This window comes from Janthinobacterium sp. PSRC1-1 (assembly GCF_049897525.1).
Lineage (GTDB): Bacteria > Pseudomonadota > Gammaproteobacteria > Burkholderiales > Burkholderiaceae_D > Janthinobacterium > Janthinobacterium tructae.
The window spans coordinates 391238-406739 of sequence record NZ_JAFCWK010000001.1 but is presented as its reverse complement, the minus strand read 5'-3'; the positions used below and the strand labels follow the sequence as shown (position 1 = coordinate 406739).

Genomic DNA, 15502 nt, shown 5'->3' with positions numbered 1-15502 from the left:
CTCACACCTCCTGCGCGGATTTGACGGGCGCCTTGGGCACCCCTGCCCGCTTGCGCGAACGGCTGGCCAGGCTCGGTACCAGGCCTTTCGGCATGAAGATCATGGTCGCCATCAGGATCACGCCGAACACCACCGTTTCCCAGCCTTCGAAACTGGACAGCAACTGCGGCAGGATCGTCAGCAGGGCCGCACCGATGATGGAGCCGAAGATCGATGCCATGCCGCCCACCACCACCATCGTCACCAGCTCGATCGAGTGGAAGAAGCCGGCCAGGTTGGGGGTGATGAAACCGATGTAATGGGCGCTGATGCTGCCAGCGATACTGGCAATGACGGCCGACAGCACGAACACGCGCACCTTGAAGCGGGTCGTATCGACGCCGACCACGCGGGCCGCCACTTCCGAACCGTGGATCGCCTGCAGCGCGCGGCCGACGGGCGAATCGATCAGGTTCAGCGCCAGCCAGGTGACGAGCAACAGCAGCACGGCGCACACCAGGTACCACGATTTTTCACCGGCGATTTCCAGGCCGGCGACACTGAAAGCGGACACGCCGATGCCATCGGGGCCGCCCGTCCATTGCGTTTCGTTGTTGATGACGATGGAGATGATGATGCCCAGTCCCAGGGTGGCCATGGCCAGGGTATGGCCCTTGAGTTTCAACACGGGACGGGCCAGAAGCAACGCCAGCAAACCGGTGGCGACGGCGCCGGCGGCCAGGGCAGCGAGCGGCGGCCAGCCGTAGTGCGTGGTCAGCACGGCCGATGCATACGCACCCAGGCCATAGAAACCCGCGTGACCCAGGCTGATCTGACCCGTGTAGCCCATCAACAGGTTCAGGCCGATGACGACGATGGCGTTGAGGGCAATGCGAATCGCCACGTCATAGTAGAACGCATTGGTGAGGAACAGCGGCAGGATGGCCAACACGAGGGCCAGCACCAGCAAGCCGCCGTGGCGCGAGCGTGTGAAAAAGTTGGTCATACACGCTCCGAATTTTTAGCGCCAAACAAGCCTTGCGGCAGGAAGAACAGGATCAACAAGATCAGCACGAACGGCACGGCGTCCTTGTAGGCCGAGGAGATGTAGCCGGCCGTCATGGCTTCGGCGATGCCCAGGATCAGGCCACCGGCAATCGCACCGGCGCCGCCGCCCAGGCCACCGAGTACGGCGGCGACGAAGCCTTTCAGGCCCAGCATGATGCCCGCGTCATACGAGGTATACGTGATCGGTGCGACGAGGATGCCGCCCGCCGCGCCCAGCAGGGCCGACAGGCCGAACGAAAACAGCAGCACCTTGCGCGTGTTGATGCCCACCAGTTGCGCCGCCAGCTTGTTGTGCGAGGTGGCCAGCATGGCCTTGCCCATCAGGGTGCGGCCGAAGAACCAGCCCAGCACCAGCACGATGACGACCGTCACGCCCAGCACCCACAGGCTTTGCGGCAGCAGGCTGGCGCCCAAAAACTCGATCGGCGCGTCGCCTGAAAACGCCGGCAGTGTATGCGTATCCTTGCCCAGCCAGATTTGCACCAGGCCGCGCAGCACCAGCGAGGCGCCGATGGTGATGATCAGCAGGGTAATGACCTGCGCATTTTGCGCCGGTTCGATCACGGTTTTTTCCATCAGCAGGCCAACCAGACCCGTGGCGATAACGGCCAGGATGATGGCCAGCGGCAGCGGCACGCCAGCGGCCGACATCACGGCGGCCAGCATCCCGCCCAGCATGATGAATTCGCCCTGGGCGAAGTTGATCACGCCGCTGGTGTTGTAGATGATGGTAAAGCCCAGCGCCGCCAGTGCGTAGGCGGAACCGACCGTCATCCCGGAATACAAAAATTGTAGAAATTGAGCGACTTCCATGGTGTCTCCATTATGTTCGGCTGCGCGCGGGCCGCCTTCGAGGGCAGCCCGCGCAGGTACTTCTGGCTTACATTACTTCGACAATTGCCATTCGCCGTTCTTCACTTCCACCATGCGGAACGCCGACAGGTCCAGGCCCATGTGGTCTTTCGCCGACATGTTGAAGACACCGGTGGTGCCGACAAAACCCTTGGTCGTTTCCAGCGCCGTGCGCACTTTTTCGCGGTCCGTTCCCCCGGCGCGCTTGATGGCGTCCACCGACAGGTTCAGGGCATCGAGCGCATAGCCGCCAAAGGTCGACGGATCGATCTTGTAGCGCTCTTTATACGTCTTGTCGTAGCCGACCACGATGGCCTTCTGCGCGTCGCTGTCGGGCAGCATGGCGCCGATCAAGAGCGCTGGCGTCGGCAGGCGCACGCCTTCGGCGGCCTTGCCCGACAGCTTCAGATACTCGTCCGACGCCACGCCGTGCGACTGGTACAGCGGCAGCGCGGCCATGCCCAGCTGGCCGTAGTTCTTGGTCACCACGGCCGGACCCTGGCCCAGGCCGAAGACGAAGACGGCCTGCACGCCGTTTGTATTCTTGATGCGCGTGAGCTGCGCCGTGATGTCCGTGTCTTTCGGGCCGTAGGTTTCATCGGCCACCAGGGTGATGCCATACTTGGAGGCGACGATCTGCGACTCCTTGCGGCCCGAGGCGCCGAAGCCGCTCGTTTCGGACAGCAGGCCGACCTTGCTGATGCCACGCTTCTTCATGTCCTCGAATACCTTCTCGGCCGCCATGCGGTCCGTATGCGGCGTCTTGAACACCCATTTCTTCACGGGGTCGATGATGACCACGGCGCCTGCCAGCGAAATGAACGGCATGCTGGCACGCTCCACCAGCGGCGCCATCGCCATCGTCGCGCCGGTGGTGGTGCCGCCGATCAGCACGTCGACCTTGTCCGACTCGATCAGGCGCTTGGTGAAACCGTTGGCCTTGGCCGCATCGCTGCCATCATCGTAATGCACCAGTTCCAGCTTGCGCCCCAGCACGCCGCCGGCCGCATTGATTTTCTCGATATACAGCTGCAGGGTTTTCAGCTCAGGGTCGCCCAGAAAGGCGGCAGGTCCCGTGACGGACAGCACTGAACCGATCTTGATGTTCTCGGCCGCATACGCGCCCGCAGCGGACATGGCCAGTACGCCGGCGATCAGGGTTTTCTTGAAAATATTGGCAATCATTGTGGTCTCCACCAGGTTGGCACTACGGTCAATGTATAGTTGGCGCTTTTTTACCAGCCTGCGCCTTTTTTGTTTTTACTTTGTTTTTACTCGTTTATACGCGTTCGATGACGACGGCAATACCCTGCCCCACGCCGATGCACATGGTGCACAGCGCATAGCGCCCGCCCGTGCGTTCCAGCTGGTTCAGGGCCGCCATCACCAGGCGCGCGCCCGATGCGCCCAGCGGATGGCCGATGGCAATCGCGCCGCCATTCGGGTTCACGTGGGCCGCGTCGTCCGCCAGGCCCAGGTCGCGCGTGACGGCCAGCGCCTGCGCCGCAAACGCTTCATTGAGCTCGATGACATCCATCTGCCCGATGGTGAGTCCTGTCTGCGCCAGCACCTTGCGCGAGGCGGGCGATGGGCCAAAACCCATGATGCGCGGCGCCAGGCCTGCCGTGGCCATGCCCAGCACTTTTGCGCGCGGCGTCAATTTGTATTTATCCACGGCGGCGGCGGACGCCAGCAGGATGGCGCAGGCGCCGTCGTTCAAGCCCGAGGCATTGCCCGCCGTGACCGTGCCATCCGCTTTGACCACGCCCTTGAGCTTTGCCAGCATCTCCAGTGAGGTATCGGGACGCGGATGTTCGTCGCTGGTGACCATCTTCGGCTCACCTTTTTTCTGTGGCACGGCGACGGGCACGATTTCGCGATCGAAGACGCCAGCCGCGTGAGCGGCAGCCCAGCGCTGCTGGCTGCGCAGGGCTAGCGCATCTTGATCGGCGCGGCTGATGCCAAATTCCACGGCCACGTTTTCCGCCGTTTCCGGCATGGTGTCGATGCCGTACTGCGTTTTCATCTTGCCGTTGACGAAGCGCCAGCCCAGGGTCGTGTCTTCGATTTTCGCCGCGCGCGAGAACGCGCTGTCAGCCTTGCCCATCACGAAAGGCGCGCGCGTCATGCTTTCCACGCCACCGGCGATGATCAGCTCCGCCTCGCCCGCCTTGATGGAGCGGGCAGCGAGACCCACGGCGTCCAGGCTGGAACCGCACAGGCGGTTGATGGTATTGGCCGGTACTGCTGCCGGCAAACCGGCCAGCAGCGCAGCCATGCGGCCCACGTTGCGGTTGTCTTCGCCCGCCTGGTTGGCGCAGCCGTAGAACACGTCGTCGATGGCGGACCAGTCGACGGACGGGTTGCGGGCGATCAGCGCGGCGATCGGCAGCGCGCCCAGGTCGTCGGCGCGTACGCTGGAGAGTGCACCGCCATAGCGGCCAAAGGGCGTGCGCACGGCGTCACAGATAAAGGCTTCGTTCATGTTTGCTTCCTTGTTCGGGCTATCAGGGGAAAAGCTTCGGGCGCTGGTCGACCACGCGGCGGGCCTTGCCCGTCAGGGTGCGTTCGATGCCGGCGGCGGCCACCAGGCGCACGCGCGTGCTCACGCCCACATGCGTCTTGATGCGGTGTTCCAGCTCGCGCGCCAGGCCGTCCGTTTCACTGGCAGAGATGGTGGCGGTCAGGTCGAGGCGCAGCTCGGCGATCACTTCGAGCTTGTCGAGGTGGCCGTCGCGCGTGACCACCAGCTGGTATTGCGGCGCCAGCTTCGGCATCTTCAAAATCAGCTCTTCGATCTGGGTGGGGAAGACGTTCACGCCGCGAATGATCAGCATGTCGTCCGAACGGCCCGTGATCTTGCCGATGCGGCGCATCGAACGCGAGGTGGGCGGCAGCAAACGGGTCAGGTCGCGCGTGCGGTAGCGGATGACAGGCAGCGCCTCCTTCGACAGCGAGGTGAAGACCAGTTCACCCTCCTCACCATCGGGCAGCACTTCGCCCGTTTCCGGATCGATGATCTCGGGGTAGAAATGATCTTCCCAGATGACGGGACCGTCCTTGCTTTCGATGCATTCCGACGCCACGCCAGGCCCCATGACTTCGGACAGGCCATAGATGTCGACGGCGTCGATGCCGGCGCGCGCTTCGATTTCCGTACGCATGGCGTCCGTCCACGGCTCGGCGCCGAAGATGCCCACCTTCAGCGACGATTCAGCCGGATCGAGACCCTGGCGCGTGAATTCCTCGATGATGTTGAGCATGTACGACGGCGTGACCATGATGATCGATGGCTTGAAATCCTGGATCAGTTGCACCTGCTTTTCCGTCTGGCCGCCCGACATCGGGATGACGGTGCAGCCCAGGCGTTCGGCGCCGTAATGCGCGCCCAGGCCGCCCGTGAACAGGCCGTAGCCGTAGGAGATATGCACCATGTCGCCCGCGCGGCCGCCGCCGGCGCGGATCGAGCGCGCCACCACGTTGGCCCAGGTATCGATGTCGTTCTGCGTGTAGCCAACCACCGTGGCCTTGCCCGTGGTGCCGCTCGACGCGTGGATGCGTACCACTTGCTCGCGCGGCACGGCAAACAGGCCGAACGGATAATTGTCGCGCAAGACTTTTTTATCGGTGAACGGGAATTTCGCCAGGTCGGACAAGGATTTGAGGTCGTCCGGATGCACGCCCGCTTCGTCAAAAGCGGCGCGGTAATGGGGCACGTTGTCATACGCGTGCTTGAGCGTCCATTTCATGCGTTCGAGCTGCAGCGCCTGCAATTCATCCTTGCTGGCGCGCTCGATCGGCTCGAGGTCATTCGGGGCGGGAATTCGTTGGACCATCATTGTCTCCTAATCGGTTCTATCACTATGTAATTCGTTGCGGCAGTTCAAGCCTGCTCTTGTCACTTCAATTGCTGATGACTTCGCCCGCCACGCGGATCGACTTGCCGCGAAAGAGCGCGATGGCGCGCCCATCCTGGTTGCTGACCTTGACGTCGTAGACGCCGCTCTTGCCCGCCAGCGCCTGTTCGACGGCGTGCGCCGTCAGCACGTCGCCCTCGCGTCCCGGCGCCAGATAATCGATGGTGCAGCCGGCGCCCACGGTATTCATGTTGTAGCTGTTGCAGGCAAACGCGAAGGCGCTGTCGGCCAGGGCAAAGATAAAGCCGCCGTGGCAGGTCTGGTGGCCGTTGAGCATGTCCGGGCGCACCGTCATCGTCATGCGCGCGTGGCCGGGTCCCACCTCGGCCAGGGCGATGCCCATGGCAGCGGTGGCGTTATCGCGCGACAGCATGGAAGCGGCGGCCGCTTCGGCCAGGGCCTGGGCGGCGTGGAGATGGTCTTCCTTATGCATGAAACGGTGCTCCAGTGGCGAGTTTGCGGCGCAGCAGCGGCGAGACGCGGTAACGGTCTTCGCCATAGCCTTGCGCCAGGTGGTGCAGCACGGTCACGATCTGCGCGACGCCCACCGCATCGGCCCAGGCCAGCGGTCCGCGCGGATAGTTGACGCCCTTCTGCATGGCGATATCGACGGCAGCCACCGTGCACACACCCTGGTTGACGGCGTCGGCCGCCTCGTTGGCCAGCATGGCGACCGTGCGCATGACGGCCAGGCCAGGCACGTCGTCCAGGCGCGTGACGATGAAACCGGCCGCCTGGAACAGGCCCACGACGGCCGCGTAGGCGGCATCGCTGCACTGGTCGGCGCGCGCCACGGCAATGCGTTTGGCTCCGGCGTAATCGAGCGCCAGGTCGAACAGCACCGTATCCGGATGCTGGTTATCGTGCGCGCGCTGGGTGGCGCTACGCCCGTCCGTGAGATAAATCGCGGCGCCATGGCAATGCAGGGCGGGGGCTTCGTCCATCGCCTGGCCTTCCTGCGTGACGCGGCGGCTGACGGTGATGCCGGCCTGCTCCAGGCGCTGCACCAGGCTGCGAATGACGCCGCTGTGGCCACGGCCATCGCTGCCGATGGCGGCCGACAGGGCAACGAATTCCGGCTGCGGCTGTGCGCCTTCCGCCTGCGCCACAGGGGCAGGCGCGCCTTCGCCGTACAGGTAAAAGCCACGGCCCGATTTGCGGCCAAGGAACCCCGCGTTGACCATTTCCTGCTGCAGCACGGACGGCGTGAAGCGCGGGTCGTTGAAATAGGCGCCGAACACGGATTGGGTGACGGAGAAATTCACGTCGTGGCCGATCAGGTCCATCAACTCGAATGGTCCCATGCGGAAACCGCCCGCTTCGCGCAGCACGGCATCGATGGTGGCGGCATCACCCGCCTGTTCGTTCAACAGGCGCCAGCCTTCCGCATAAAACGGACGGGCGACACGGTTGACGATGAAGCCGGGCGTCGATTTCGCATGCACGGGGTTCTTGCCCCAGGCGATCGCGGTGTCGTAGACGGTGGCGGCGACTTGCTCGCTGGTGGCCAGGCCACTGATCACTTCGACCAGCGCCATCAGAGGCACAGGATTAAAGAAGTGCATGCCGACCAGGCGTTCCGGACGGCGCAGCTTGGCGGCGATGGCCGTCACGGAAATCGACGACGTGTTCGTCGCCAGGATGCAGTCGTCGCTGACCACGGCTTCCAGTTCGGCGAACAGGCCGCGCTTGACGTCGAGATTTTCCACGATGGCTTCCACCACCAGGGCGCAATCGCTCACGTCGGCCAGGCTGCCGGCCGCCTGCAGGCGCGCCGTGGCGGCCGCCGCTTCGTCCGCCGTCATGCGGCCCTTTTCGGCCAGCTTCGCATACATCTTGCCAATATCGAGCAAGGCCTTGCTGACCGCTTCCGCGCGCGTGTCGTACAGTTTGACTGTGTAGCCGGCGGCCGCGGCCACCTGTGCGATGCCGGCGCCCATGGCGCCGCTGCCGATGACGGCGACGATACTGTTGTTTGCCAATGCGCTCATATCAGTGTCCCTTGAATTGCGGTGCGCGCTTTTCCATGAAGGCGGCCACGCCTTCGCGGTAATCGTCGCTGTGACCGAGTTCGCTCATCATGCGCGCTTCCAGCGCCAGCTGCTGCGGCAGGGTATTGGCGCCACTTAGAGCCAGCGCCTGCTTGGTAAACGCCAGGCCCTTGGTCGGCGCGCTGGCAAAATGCACGGCCAGCTTGCGCGTTTCTTCCGCCAGTTCGGCGTCGTCCACGCATTTCCAGATCAAACCCCAGTCCTCGGCCTTTTCCGCCGTCAGCTTTTCACCGAGCATGGCCAGGCCCATGGCGCGCGCCGAACCGATCAGGCGCGGCAGGAAGAAGGTACCGCCCGTGTCCGGGATCAAGCCCAGCTTGCAGAACACTTCGACGAAACTGGCCGACTTGCCGGCGATGACGATGTCGCAGGCCAGCGCCAGATTGGCGCCCGCGCCGGCGGCCACGCCATTGACGGCGCAGATCACGGGCATAGCCAAGGCTTTCAAGGCCAGCACCAGCGGCGCATAGTTCTTTTCCACCGACTCGCCCAGGTCCACGCCCTGCGAGCCCGGTTCCACGGCGCGGTCGGACAGATCCTGGCCCGCGCAAAAGCCGCGCCCCGCGCCCGTCAGCACGAACACGCGCACGGTGCTGTCGGCGTTCACTTTCGCAAGCGCGTCGCGCACTTCCTCGTGCATGGCTTGCGTAAAACTATTGAGCTTGTCGGGACGGTTCAGGGTCAGCGTGGCGATGCCCTGCTCGATGGTGAAGAGGATGTTTTGGTAGCTCATGGCGTCTCGTTTTTTTAATGGATACGGCAGGGCAGCTGCCCTGCGCCGGCATTATTCTGCCTGGTCGAAGTCGACCACGACCTTGTCGGTCAGCGGGAAACTCTGGCAGCTGAGGACGAAGCCGCGCGCCACTTCGTAGTCTTCCAGCGCGTAGTTGACGTCCATTTCGACCTTGCCGTCGAGGATCTTGCAGCGGCAGGTCGAGCACACGCCACCCTTGCACGAGTAGCGCATGTCCAGCCCAGCGCGCAGGCCCGCGTCGAGGATCGATTCCTTGTCCTTGTCCATCGTGAAGGTGGTGTGGTTGCCATCCATGATGACGGTCACTTCCGTTTCCTGCACGGCGCCCGCGTCGAACTGCGCGCGCGGCTTATGAAGGTTTTTCGGGATGCTGGCGGCGAACAGTTCGATCTTGATGTTCTGCTTCGGCATGCCGGCCGCCTGCAGGGCGGCGGAGACGCCCAGCATCATGTCTTCCGGGCCGCAGATGAAGGCGTTGTCGTAGTCTTCCACGCGGATCCAGTGCTGCAGGAATTGCTCGCATTTTTCCTGCGTGATGCGGCCGTTGAACAGTTCAATATCCTGCTGCTCGCGGCTCATCACGTACACCAGGTTCAAACGCTCCAGGTACACGTCCTTCAAGTCCGTCAATTCTTCCTTGAAGATGACGGACGACGAGGCGCGGTTGCCGTAGAACACAGTGAAACGGCTCAGGGGTTCCGCCAGCAGGGTCGTCTTGATGATGGAGAGGATGGGCGTGATGCCGCTGCCGGCCGCGAACGCCAGGTAGTGCTTGCGGTTGACGCTGTCGAGCGGCACGTTGAAGTGGCCCATGGGCGGCATCACCTCGATGGTGGTGCCGGCTTTCAGGGTGTCGTTCGCCCAGGTGGAAAAAGCGCCGCCCGGCGTGCGCTTGATGGCCACGCGCAGGGTGCCATCCTGCACCGCCGAACAGATGGAATACGAGCGGCGCACGTCTTCCGCATTGATATTGGCGCGCAGGGTCAGGTGCTGGCCCTGCTGGAAGCGGAACTGCTGCCGCAGTTCGGCCGGCACGTCGAACGTGACGGCGATGGTGTCGCGCGTTTCATTGCGCACGTTCGCCACGCACAGCGGATAAAATTTACTCATGCTTCATCTCCAGTTTCTTCGGAACGTGTGCCTGATTTTTTTAGTGGCACTTGAAGTAATCAAACGGTTCGCGGCAAGCCAGGCATTTGTACAGGGCCTTGCACGGCGTGGAGCCAAACTGGCTGGTCAGCTGCGTATGCGTGGAACCGCAATTCGGGCAGATCACGTCCAGCTTTGGCATCGCTTGGCGTTTTACTCCACCCTTCAAGCCGCTGATGTCGATCACCTGCTGCTGCGGCGGGGCGATGCCATAGCCTTTCAGCTTGGCCTTGCCCGCCTCGCTCATCCAGTCCGTGGTCCAGGCGGGCGCCAGCTGGTTCACCAGCGTCACCTTGGCCACGCCATGGCTGCGCAAGGCCTCCGTAACGGCATCGGCGATCACCTGCATGGCCGGGCAGCCCGAATAGGTGGGCGTGATCGTCACGATGCACTCTTCGCTGCTGACCACATCGACGGCGCGCACGATGCCCAGGTCCACCACCGAAATGACGGGGATTTCCGGGTCCGGCACGTCGCCCAGCCAGGCCCAGACCTGGGCCGCGTCCAGCGCTGCCGTGGGCGTGTTCATTACCACTCCGCCCCGGGATAGGCGCGCTGCAGGAACTGCATCTCGGCCAGGATGAATCCCAGGTGTTCCGTGTGCGTGCCCTGCTTGCCGCCCTTTTGCATCCAGGCGTCGGGCGCCGGCATGCTCAAGGTGGCTTCGGCAAAGATCTCGGCCACGTGTTCGAGGAACGCCTGGCGCAACACGTCCGATGGCGGCGCGATGCCGGCGGCAACCATGGCCTGGTCGACGGCGTCGTACTTGAACATCTCGCCCGTGTACATCCACAGCTTGTCGGCCGCCGCCTGCGTCTTGGCATGGCTGTCCGCCATGCCGTCGCCGAGACGCACGATCAGGTCACCGCTGCGGCGCAGATGATAGGTGACTTCCTTGATCGATTTCTGTGCCACTTCGACGATGCGTGGATCGCTGCATTTCGCCAGTTCCAGCAGCTGGAAGTAGTGCCAGGTGTCGAAGAAGAACTGGCGCATCATGGTGTCGGCGTAATTGCCGTTCGGCTGCTCCAGCAGCAGGCAATTCTTGAAGTCGTGGGCGTCGCGCAGGAAGGCGATGTCGTCCTCGTCGCGGCCCGCATTTTCCAGTTCGGCCGCATAGCTGAACCACAAACGCGTCTGGCCCAGGAGGTCGAGCGCCACGTTGGTCAGCGCCATGTCTTCTTCCAGCGCGGGCCCCTTGCCGCACAGCTGTGACAGCTGCTGGCTCAGGATCAGGGCGTTGTCACCCAGGCGCAAAAGGTAATTGACCTTGTTCTCCATTGCAGGCGCTCCCATCACAGGTTCTTGACTTCTTCCGGCATCGGGAAGAAGGTGGGATGGCGGTACACCTTGCTGTTCGACGGCTCGAACAGGGCGCCCTTGTCGCCGGGGCTGCTGGCGACGATATCGGCCGCGCGTACCACCCAGATGCTCACGCCTTCATTGCGGCGCGTGTAGACGTCGCGCGCATGGTTGACCGCCATGGTGGCGTCGGAGGCGTGCAGGCTGCCCACATGCTTGTGCGCCAGGCCGTGCTGGCTGCGGATGAAAACTTCCCACAATGGCCATTCTTTGCTCATGTTGCTCTCCCCTATCTGTCTTATGTAATTACGCTGCTGCTTTGTTAGCGGCTTGCTTGTCTGCATACGCGAGCAAGGCATCGCGGAACCACTCGCCGTCTTCATACGCTTTCACCCGCGTTTGCAGGCGCTCGCGGTTGCACGGACCATTGCCCTTCAACACATTGTTGAACTCGGACCAGTCGATCTCGCCGAATTCATAATGGCCCGTTTCCGCATTGAACTTCAGGTCGGGATCGGGCACGGTCAGGCCCAGGTACTCGATTTGCGGCACGGTCTGGTCAACCATGCGCTGGCGCAATTCGTCATTCGAGAACAGCTTGATGCGCCATTGCGCCGACTGTGCGCTGTTGACGGAGGCGGCATCGGACGGACCGAACATCATCAAGGACGGCCACCACCAGCGGTTCAGCGCATCCTGCGCCATGGCTTTCTGTTCTGGCGTGCCCTTGCACAGCGACATCATGATGTCGTAACCCTGGCGTGCATGGAATGATTCTTCCTTGCAGACGCGGATCATGGCGCGCGCATACGGGCCATACGAGCAACGGCACAGCGGGATCTGGTTGATGATGGCCGAGCCGTCAACCAGCCAGCCGATGGCGCCCATGTCGGCCCACGACAGCGTGGGATAGTTAAAGATGCTGGAATACTTGGCTTTGCCCGAGTGCAAGGCAGCGAGCAGATCGTCGCGCGACACGCCCAGGGTTTCGGCGGCGCTGTACAGGTACAGGCCGTGACCGGCTTCGTCCTGGATCTTCGCCAGCAGAATGGACTTGCGTTTCAAGGTCGGTGCGCGCGTGACCCAGTTACCTTCGGGCAATTGACCGACGATTTCCGAATGCGCATGCTGCGAAATCTGGCGGATCAAGGTCTTGCGGTAAGCATCCGGCATCCAGTCCTTGGCCTCGATCTTGATGCCTTCGTCGATGCGCGCCTGAAAAGCGCGCTCTTCCTGGCCCATGTCGTCGATGGAGCGGACGTTCTTGAGGCCGGTTTCAACCATTTGTGCGTACATGATCTGTCTCCCATGTCTTTGATTTTGCGCAGCAACGCGGTGCGATGAACAGATAATACGATACAAAAAACGATTTGCATACACTTGATGTGAGTCATTTTAAAAATTCGTATCTTGTGCAGCTTTTTTGTGCGTATGATATTGCATATGAGAAAACACTACGAAGCGCCACCCGCGCTTCCGGCAAATTATTGACGCGCTACCCGCGCAGCCAAGTAAACTGCTGCTTTTATTGAATCGACCGCAACACGGCCAGACCGGAACCACATGAAGAACACCCGCTGCACGGCATGGATAGCCGATTTCCTGGAAAGCGACCCACCGCGCTCAAAGTCCCTGGTGATGACGATTTTCGGTGACGCCATCGTGCCGCGTGGCGGCGCCATCTGGCTGGGCAGCCTGATCGAACTGCTGGCGCCGTTTGGCGTGAATGACCGCCTGCTGCGCACCAGCGTGTTCCGCCTGGCGCAGGAGGGCTGGCTCAGCTCGCAACGCGACGGCCGCCGCAGCGCCTATACCATACGCCCGGAGGCGCTGGCCCGCTTCGAGCGCGCATATCGCCGCATCTATGCGCCACTGGTCGTGCACTGGGATGGCAGCTGGACCCTGGTGATCGGGCCGGCCGGCAGCATCGGCGCCGCCGAGCGGGGAGCGCTGCGCAAGGAATTATTGTGGGCTGGCTATGGATTGATCTCTCCCGGCATCTTTGGCCATCCGGCCAGCAATGCGGAGGCGCTGGAAGACATCCTCGTGCGCAACGAGGTACAAGGCAAGTTGTATGTCTGCCACACTACAGAGTTGCCGGATGTCAGCACACGCCCGCTGCGCGACATGGTGGGCGAATGCTGGGACTTGTCGGAAGTGATGGCTGGCTACGAAAAATTCATCGCCAGCTTCCAGCCGCTGCTGACCTTGCTGCAAGAAGCGCCCGTGTTCGATGCCGAGCAAGCCTTCGTCATCCGCTCGCTGCTGACGCACGCCTACCGCCGCGTGCAGTTGCACGACCCGCAACTGCCCGTCGAACTGCTGCCCGAACCGTGGCCCGGCACGCAGGCGTATGCACTGGCGCGCGACCTGTACCGCATCACCCATGCGGCGGCCGAGGAACATATCCTGGCCACCCTGCGGCGCGAGGATGAGCAGGCGGCTTCTGTCGAGCCGTGGTTCTACGAACGTTTTGGCGGCCTGACTAATTGAACGTCTGAAAAATGTTCAGGGCCAGGCGCGTGGCCGCAGGCAGTACGACTAGTACGCCAAGGCAACGCAACGCCGCCATGGACATTTTCTCAGACGTTCACTGCTTCGCCACCACCTGCTTCGCCCCAGCCAGCAAATCCTGCCCCAGCTTTTCCAGCGCATTGGCCTGCACCAGCATGGTGTCGAGGATGGCGACGTTGAAGGTGAACTCTGCCGGCGTCGTATAGCCGGGGAAACGTATGATGCGCAGCAATTCCTGCAAGGTGGTGCCCTTGCCCAGGTGCGCCAGGGCGTCGCTGAGGGCGCTGATTTTCTTTTCCAGGTCGCGTATGTGCTTGCCGTTGTCGTCCATGATGCTCTCCCCATGTTGGAGCTATCACGTTAGCAAAGCACGTCCCGCGTCGTTTGCGCCAGCACAAAGGCGCGGCTAAAACGGGTATCATCGCGCCATTGCACACGATGCAAAACCCATATGTTTTTATCAGGAACACTCATGACCATTAAAATCAGCCAGCAATTCGACGCCGGCGCGATCGAGGTGCTGCGCGCCGACGATGCCCACTCCATCGAGCTGAACATCCGCAAGGATTCCCACGCCGACATCACGCAGTGGTTTTATTTCCGCCTGCAAGGCGCGCAAGGCGAGGCGTGCACAATCCGCTTCATGAATGCAGGCAAGTCGGCCTACCCGGACGGCTGGAAAGACTACCAGGCCGTCGCCAGCTATGACCGCGAAACCTGGTTCCGCGTGCCAACCAGCTTCGACGGCACGGTGATGACCATCGCACACACCCCCGAGGAAGAAAGCGTGTACTACGCCTACTTCGAGCCGTACCCATGGGATCGCCACCTGGCCCTGATCGACAGCGCGCAAGCGTCGCCGCTGGTGCGCCTGATCGACCTGGGCAGCACGGTGGAAGGGCGCGACATGAATCTGCTGGTCGTCGGTGACGCCGATGCCGAGAAGAAAGTCTGGGTCATCGCGCGCCAGCATCCCGGTGAAACGATGGCGGAATGGTTTGTCGAGGGCATGCTCGACGCCTTGCTGGATCAGGCCAACCCGTTTGCCCGCCAGTGCCTGCAAGACGCCGTTTTCTATGTGGTACCGAACATGAACCCGGACGGTTCCGTTCATGGCAACCTGCGCACCAACGCGGCCGGCGCCAACCTGAACCGCGAATGGATGACGCCGACGATGGAACGCAGCCCGGAAGTATTCCTGGTGAAACAGAAAATGCATGAAATCGGCTGCGACCTGTTCCTCGACGTGCATGGCGACGAAGGTCTGCCTTACGTGTTCGTCGCCGGCAGCGATGCGCTGGAAAATTTCACGCCAGCACAAAAAGCCGAGCAAGACCGCTTCATCGCCGACTTCAAGGTGGCCAGCCCCGACTTCCAGGATGAGCACGGCTATGAAGACGGCCCGTTCACGCCGGAAGTACTGACCATGGGTTCGCCTCACATCACGCACGCCTTCGGCTGTCTGGCACTGACCCTGGAACTGCCGTTCAAGGACAATGCCAACGATCCCGACCCACAAACGGGCTGGAGCGGCGCCCGCAGCGCTGCCCTGGGCGCGGCCGTACTGCAGCCTATCCTGTCCACCTTGCGCGCCTGAGCATCAGGGCCGAACCGGCCCGCGTAAGCCCCATGCCCCGCACGCCGGGGCATTTTTTTTGACCGCACGGCAAGCGTTGCTGGACGAATGGTTTTTTTCGCAAACATCTTGCCTGTCAGAAATTATCGTCCTACACTATTCAACAGAATCAGGCCGTGCCACGCTGCGCGGCCCCGCAAGAATATACGGCCGGGCAGGTCGCCACGACTTCCCGCCACCGAAATACGCATCCACGGCCCTATCCCCGCCGAATTAGCTTTCTGTAACGCAAACTGACCGCATCAGCATCGTCGTGCACAGGCGCCGCTTGTCCGCAGGA

General features: G+C 62.5%; 16 protein-coding genes. 2 read left to right on the top strand and 14 right to left on the bottom strand.

From position 1 onward, the window contains the following. Position 1 precedes the first annotated feature (1 nt). The 13 genes from ACP7DW_RS01875 to paaA form a co-directional block, all read right to left on the bottom strand. Positions 2-985: a branched-chain amino acid ABC transporter permease gene (locus tag ACP7DW_RS01875; protein ID WP_426053640.1), complete on the bottom strand. Its 984-nt coding sequence runs from the start codon at positions 983-985 to the stop codon at positions 2-4. Then, on the bottom strand, positions 982-1860 hold the full coding sequence (locus ACP7DW_RS01870) for a branched-chain amino acid ABC transporter permease (protein ID WP_010401459.1): 879 nt from the start codon (positions 1858-1860) through the stop codon (positions 982-984). Before ACP7DW_RS01870 ends, ACP7DW_RS01875 begins: the two co-directional genes overlap by 4 nt. A gap of 72 nt (positions 1861-1932) precedes the next feature. Beyond that, positions 1933-3084 carry an ABC transporter substrate-binding protein gene (locus tag ACP7DW_RS01865; RefSeq protein ID WP_426053641.1) on the bottom strand — a complete coding sequence of 384 codons (1152 nt, stop codon included), beginning with the start codon at positions 3082-3084 and terminating at the stop codon, positions 1933-1935. A 94-nt stretch (positions 3085-3178) separates the two neighbouring features. Next, positions 3179-4384 carry a 3-oxoadipyl-CoA thiolase gene (gene pcaF / locus ACP7DW_RS01860; protein WP_426053642.1) on the bottom strand — a complete coding sequence of 402 codons (1206 nt, stop codon included), beginning with the start codon at positions 4382-4384 and terminating at the stop codon, positions 3179-3181. Between the two features lie 22 nt (positions 4385-4406). Then, positions 4407-5735 carry a phenylacetate--CoA ligase PaaK gene (gene paaK / locus ACP7DW_RS01855; protein ID WP_426053921.1) on the bottom strand — a complete coding sequence of 443 codons (1329 nt, stop codon included), beginning with the start codon at positions 5733-5735 and terminating at the stop codon, positions 4407-4409. Between the two features lie 67 nt (positions 5736-5802). Beyond that, positions 5803-6249, bottom strand: coding sequence for a hydroxyphenylacetyl-CoA thioesterase PaaI (paaI, locus tag ACP7DW_RS01850; RefSeq protein ID WP_298407397.1), 447 nt, complete (start codon positions 6247-6249; stop codon positions 5803-5805). Next, the gene (gene paaH / locus ACP7DW_RS01845) at positions 6242-7807 is read right to left on the bottom strand and encodes a 3-hydroxyacyl-CoA dehydrogenase PaaH (RefSeq protein ID WP_426053643.1); all 1566 of its coding nucleotides are present in this window, start codon (positions 7805-7807) and stop codon (positions 6242-6244) included. The genes paaI and paaH overlap by 8 nt, the downstream gene beginning before the upstream one ends. A gap of 1 nt (position 7808) precedes the next feature. Then, positions 7809-8600: a 2-(1,2-epoxy-1,2-dihydrophenyl)acetyl-CoA isomerase PaaG gene (gene paaG / locus ACP7DW_RS01840; protein WP_426053644.1), complete on the bottom strand. Its 792-nt coding sequence runs from the start codon at positions 8598-8600 to the stop codon at positions 7809-7811. Between the two features lie 51 nt (positions 8601-8651). After that, a complete protein-coding gene (gene paaE, locus ACP7DW_RS01835; protein ID WP_426053645.1) occupies positions 8652-9731 on the bottom strand; it encodes a 1,2-phenylacetyl-CoA epoxidase subunit PaaE in 1080 nt (359 codons plus the stop codon). A gap of 40 nt (positions 9732-9771) precedes the next feature. Further along, positions 9772-10299: a 1,2-phenylacetyl-CoA epoxidase subunit PaaD gene (gene paaD / locus ACP7DW_RS01830; RefSeq protein ID WP_426053646.1), complete on the bottom strand. Its 528-nt coding sequence runs from the start codon at positions 10297-10299 to the stop codon at positions 9772-9774. Continuing rightward, a complete protein-coding gene (paaC, locus tag ACP7DW_RS01825) occupies positions 10299-11051 on the bottom strand; it encodes a 1,2-phenylacetyl-CoA epoxidase subunit PaaC (protein ID WP_426053922.1) in 753 nt (250 codons plus the stop codon). The genes paaD and paaC overlap by 1 nt, the downstream gene beginning before the upstream one ends. 14 nt (positions 11052-11065) lie before the next feature. Beyond that, the gene (gene paaB / locus ACP7DW_RS01820) at positions 11066-11350 is read right to left on the bottom strand and encodes a 1,2-phenylacetyl-CoA epoxidase subunit PaaB (RefSeq protein ID WP_034746356.1); all 285 of its coding nucleotides are present in this window, start codon (positions 11348-11350) and stop codon (positions 11066-11068) included. A 28-nt stretch (positions 11351-11378) separates the two neighbouring features. Then, positions 11379-12368: a 1,2-phenylacetyl-CoA epoxidase subunit PaaA gene (gene paaA, locus ACP7DW_RS01815; RefSeq protein ID WP_071075427.1), complete on the bottom strand. Its 990-nt coding sequence runs from the start codon at positions 12366-12368 to the stop codon at positions 11379-11381. 267 nt (positions 12369-12635) lie between these two features. Between paaA and paaX the strand changes: the two genes are divergently transcribed. Beyond that, positions 12636-13565, top strand: a complete 930-nt coding sequence (paaX, locus tag ACP7DW_RS01810; protein WP_426053647.1) for a phenylacetic acid degradation operon negative regulatory protein PaaX — start codon at positions 12636-12638, stop codon at positions 13563-13565. Between the two features lie 97 nt (positions 13566-13662). Here paaX and ACP7DW_RS01805 read toward each other — a convergent pair whose 3' ends face one another. Further along, positions 13663-13917 carry a hypothetical protein gene (locus ACP7DW_RS01805; protein WP_426053648.1) on the bottom strand — a complete coding sequence of 85 codons (255 nt, stop codon included), beginning with the start codon at positions 13915-13917 and terminating at the stop codon, positions 13663-13665. A 141-nt stretch (positions 13918-14058) separates the two neighbouring features. Here ACP7DW_RS01805 and ACP7DW_RS01800 point away from each other — a divergent pair, with 141 nt between their 5' ends. Continuing rightward, positions 14059-15183, top strand: coding sequence for a M14 family metallopeptidase (locus tag ACP7DW_RS01800; RefSeq protein ID WP_426053649.1), 1125 nt, complete (start codon positions 14059-14061; stop codon positions 15181-15183). Positions 15184-15502 lie beyond the last annotated feature (319 nt).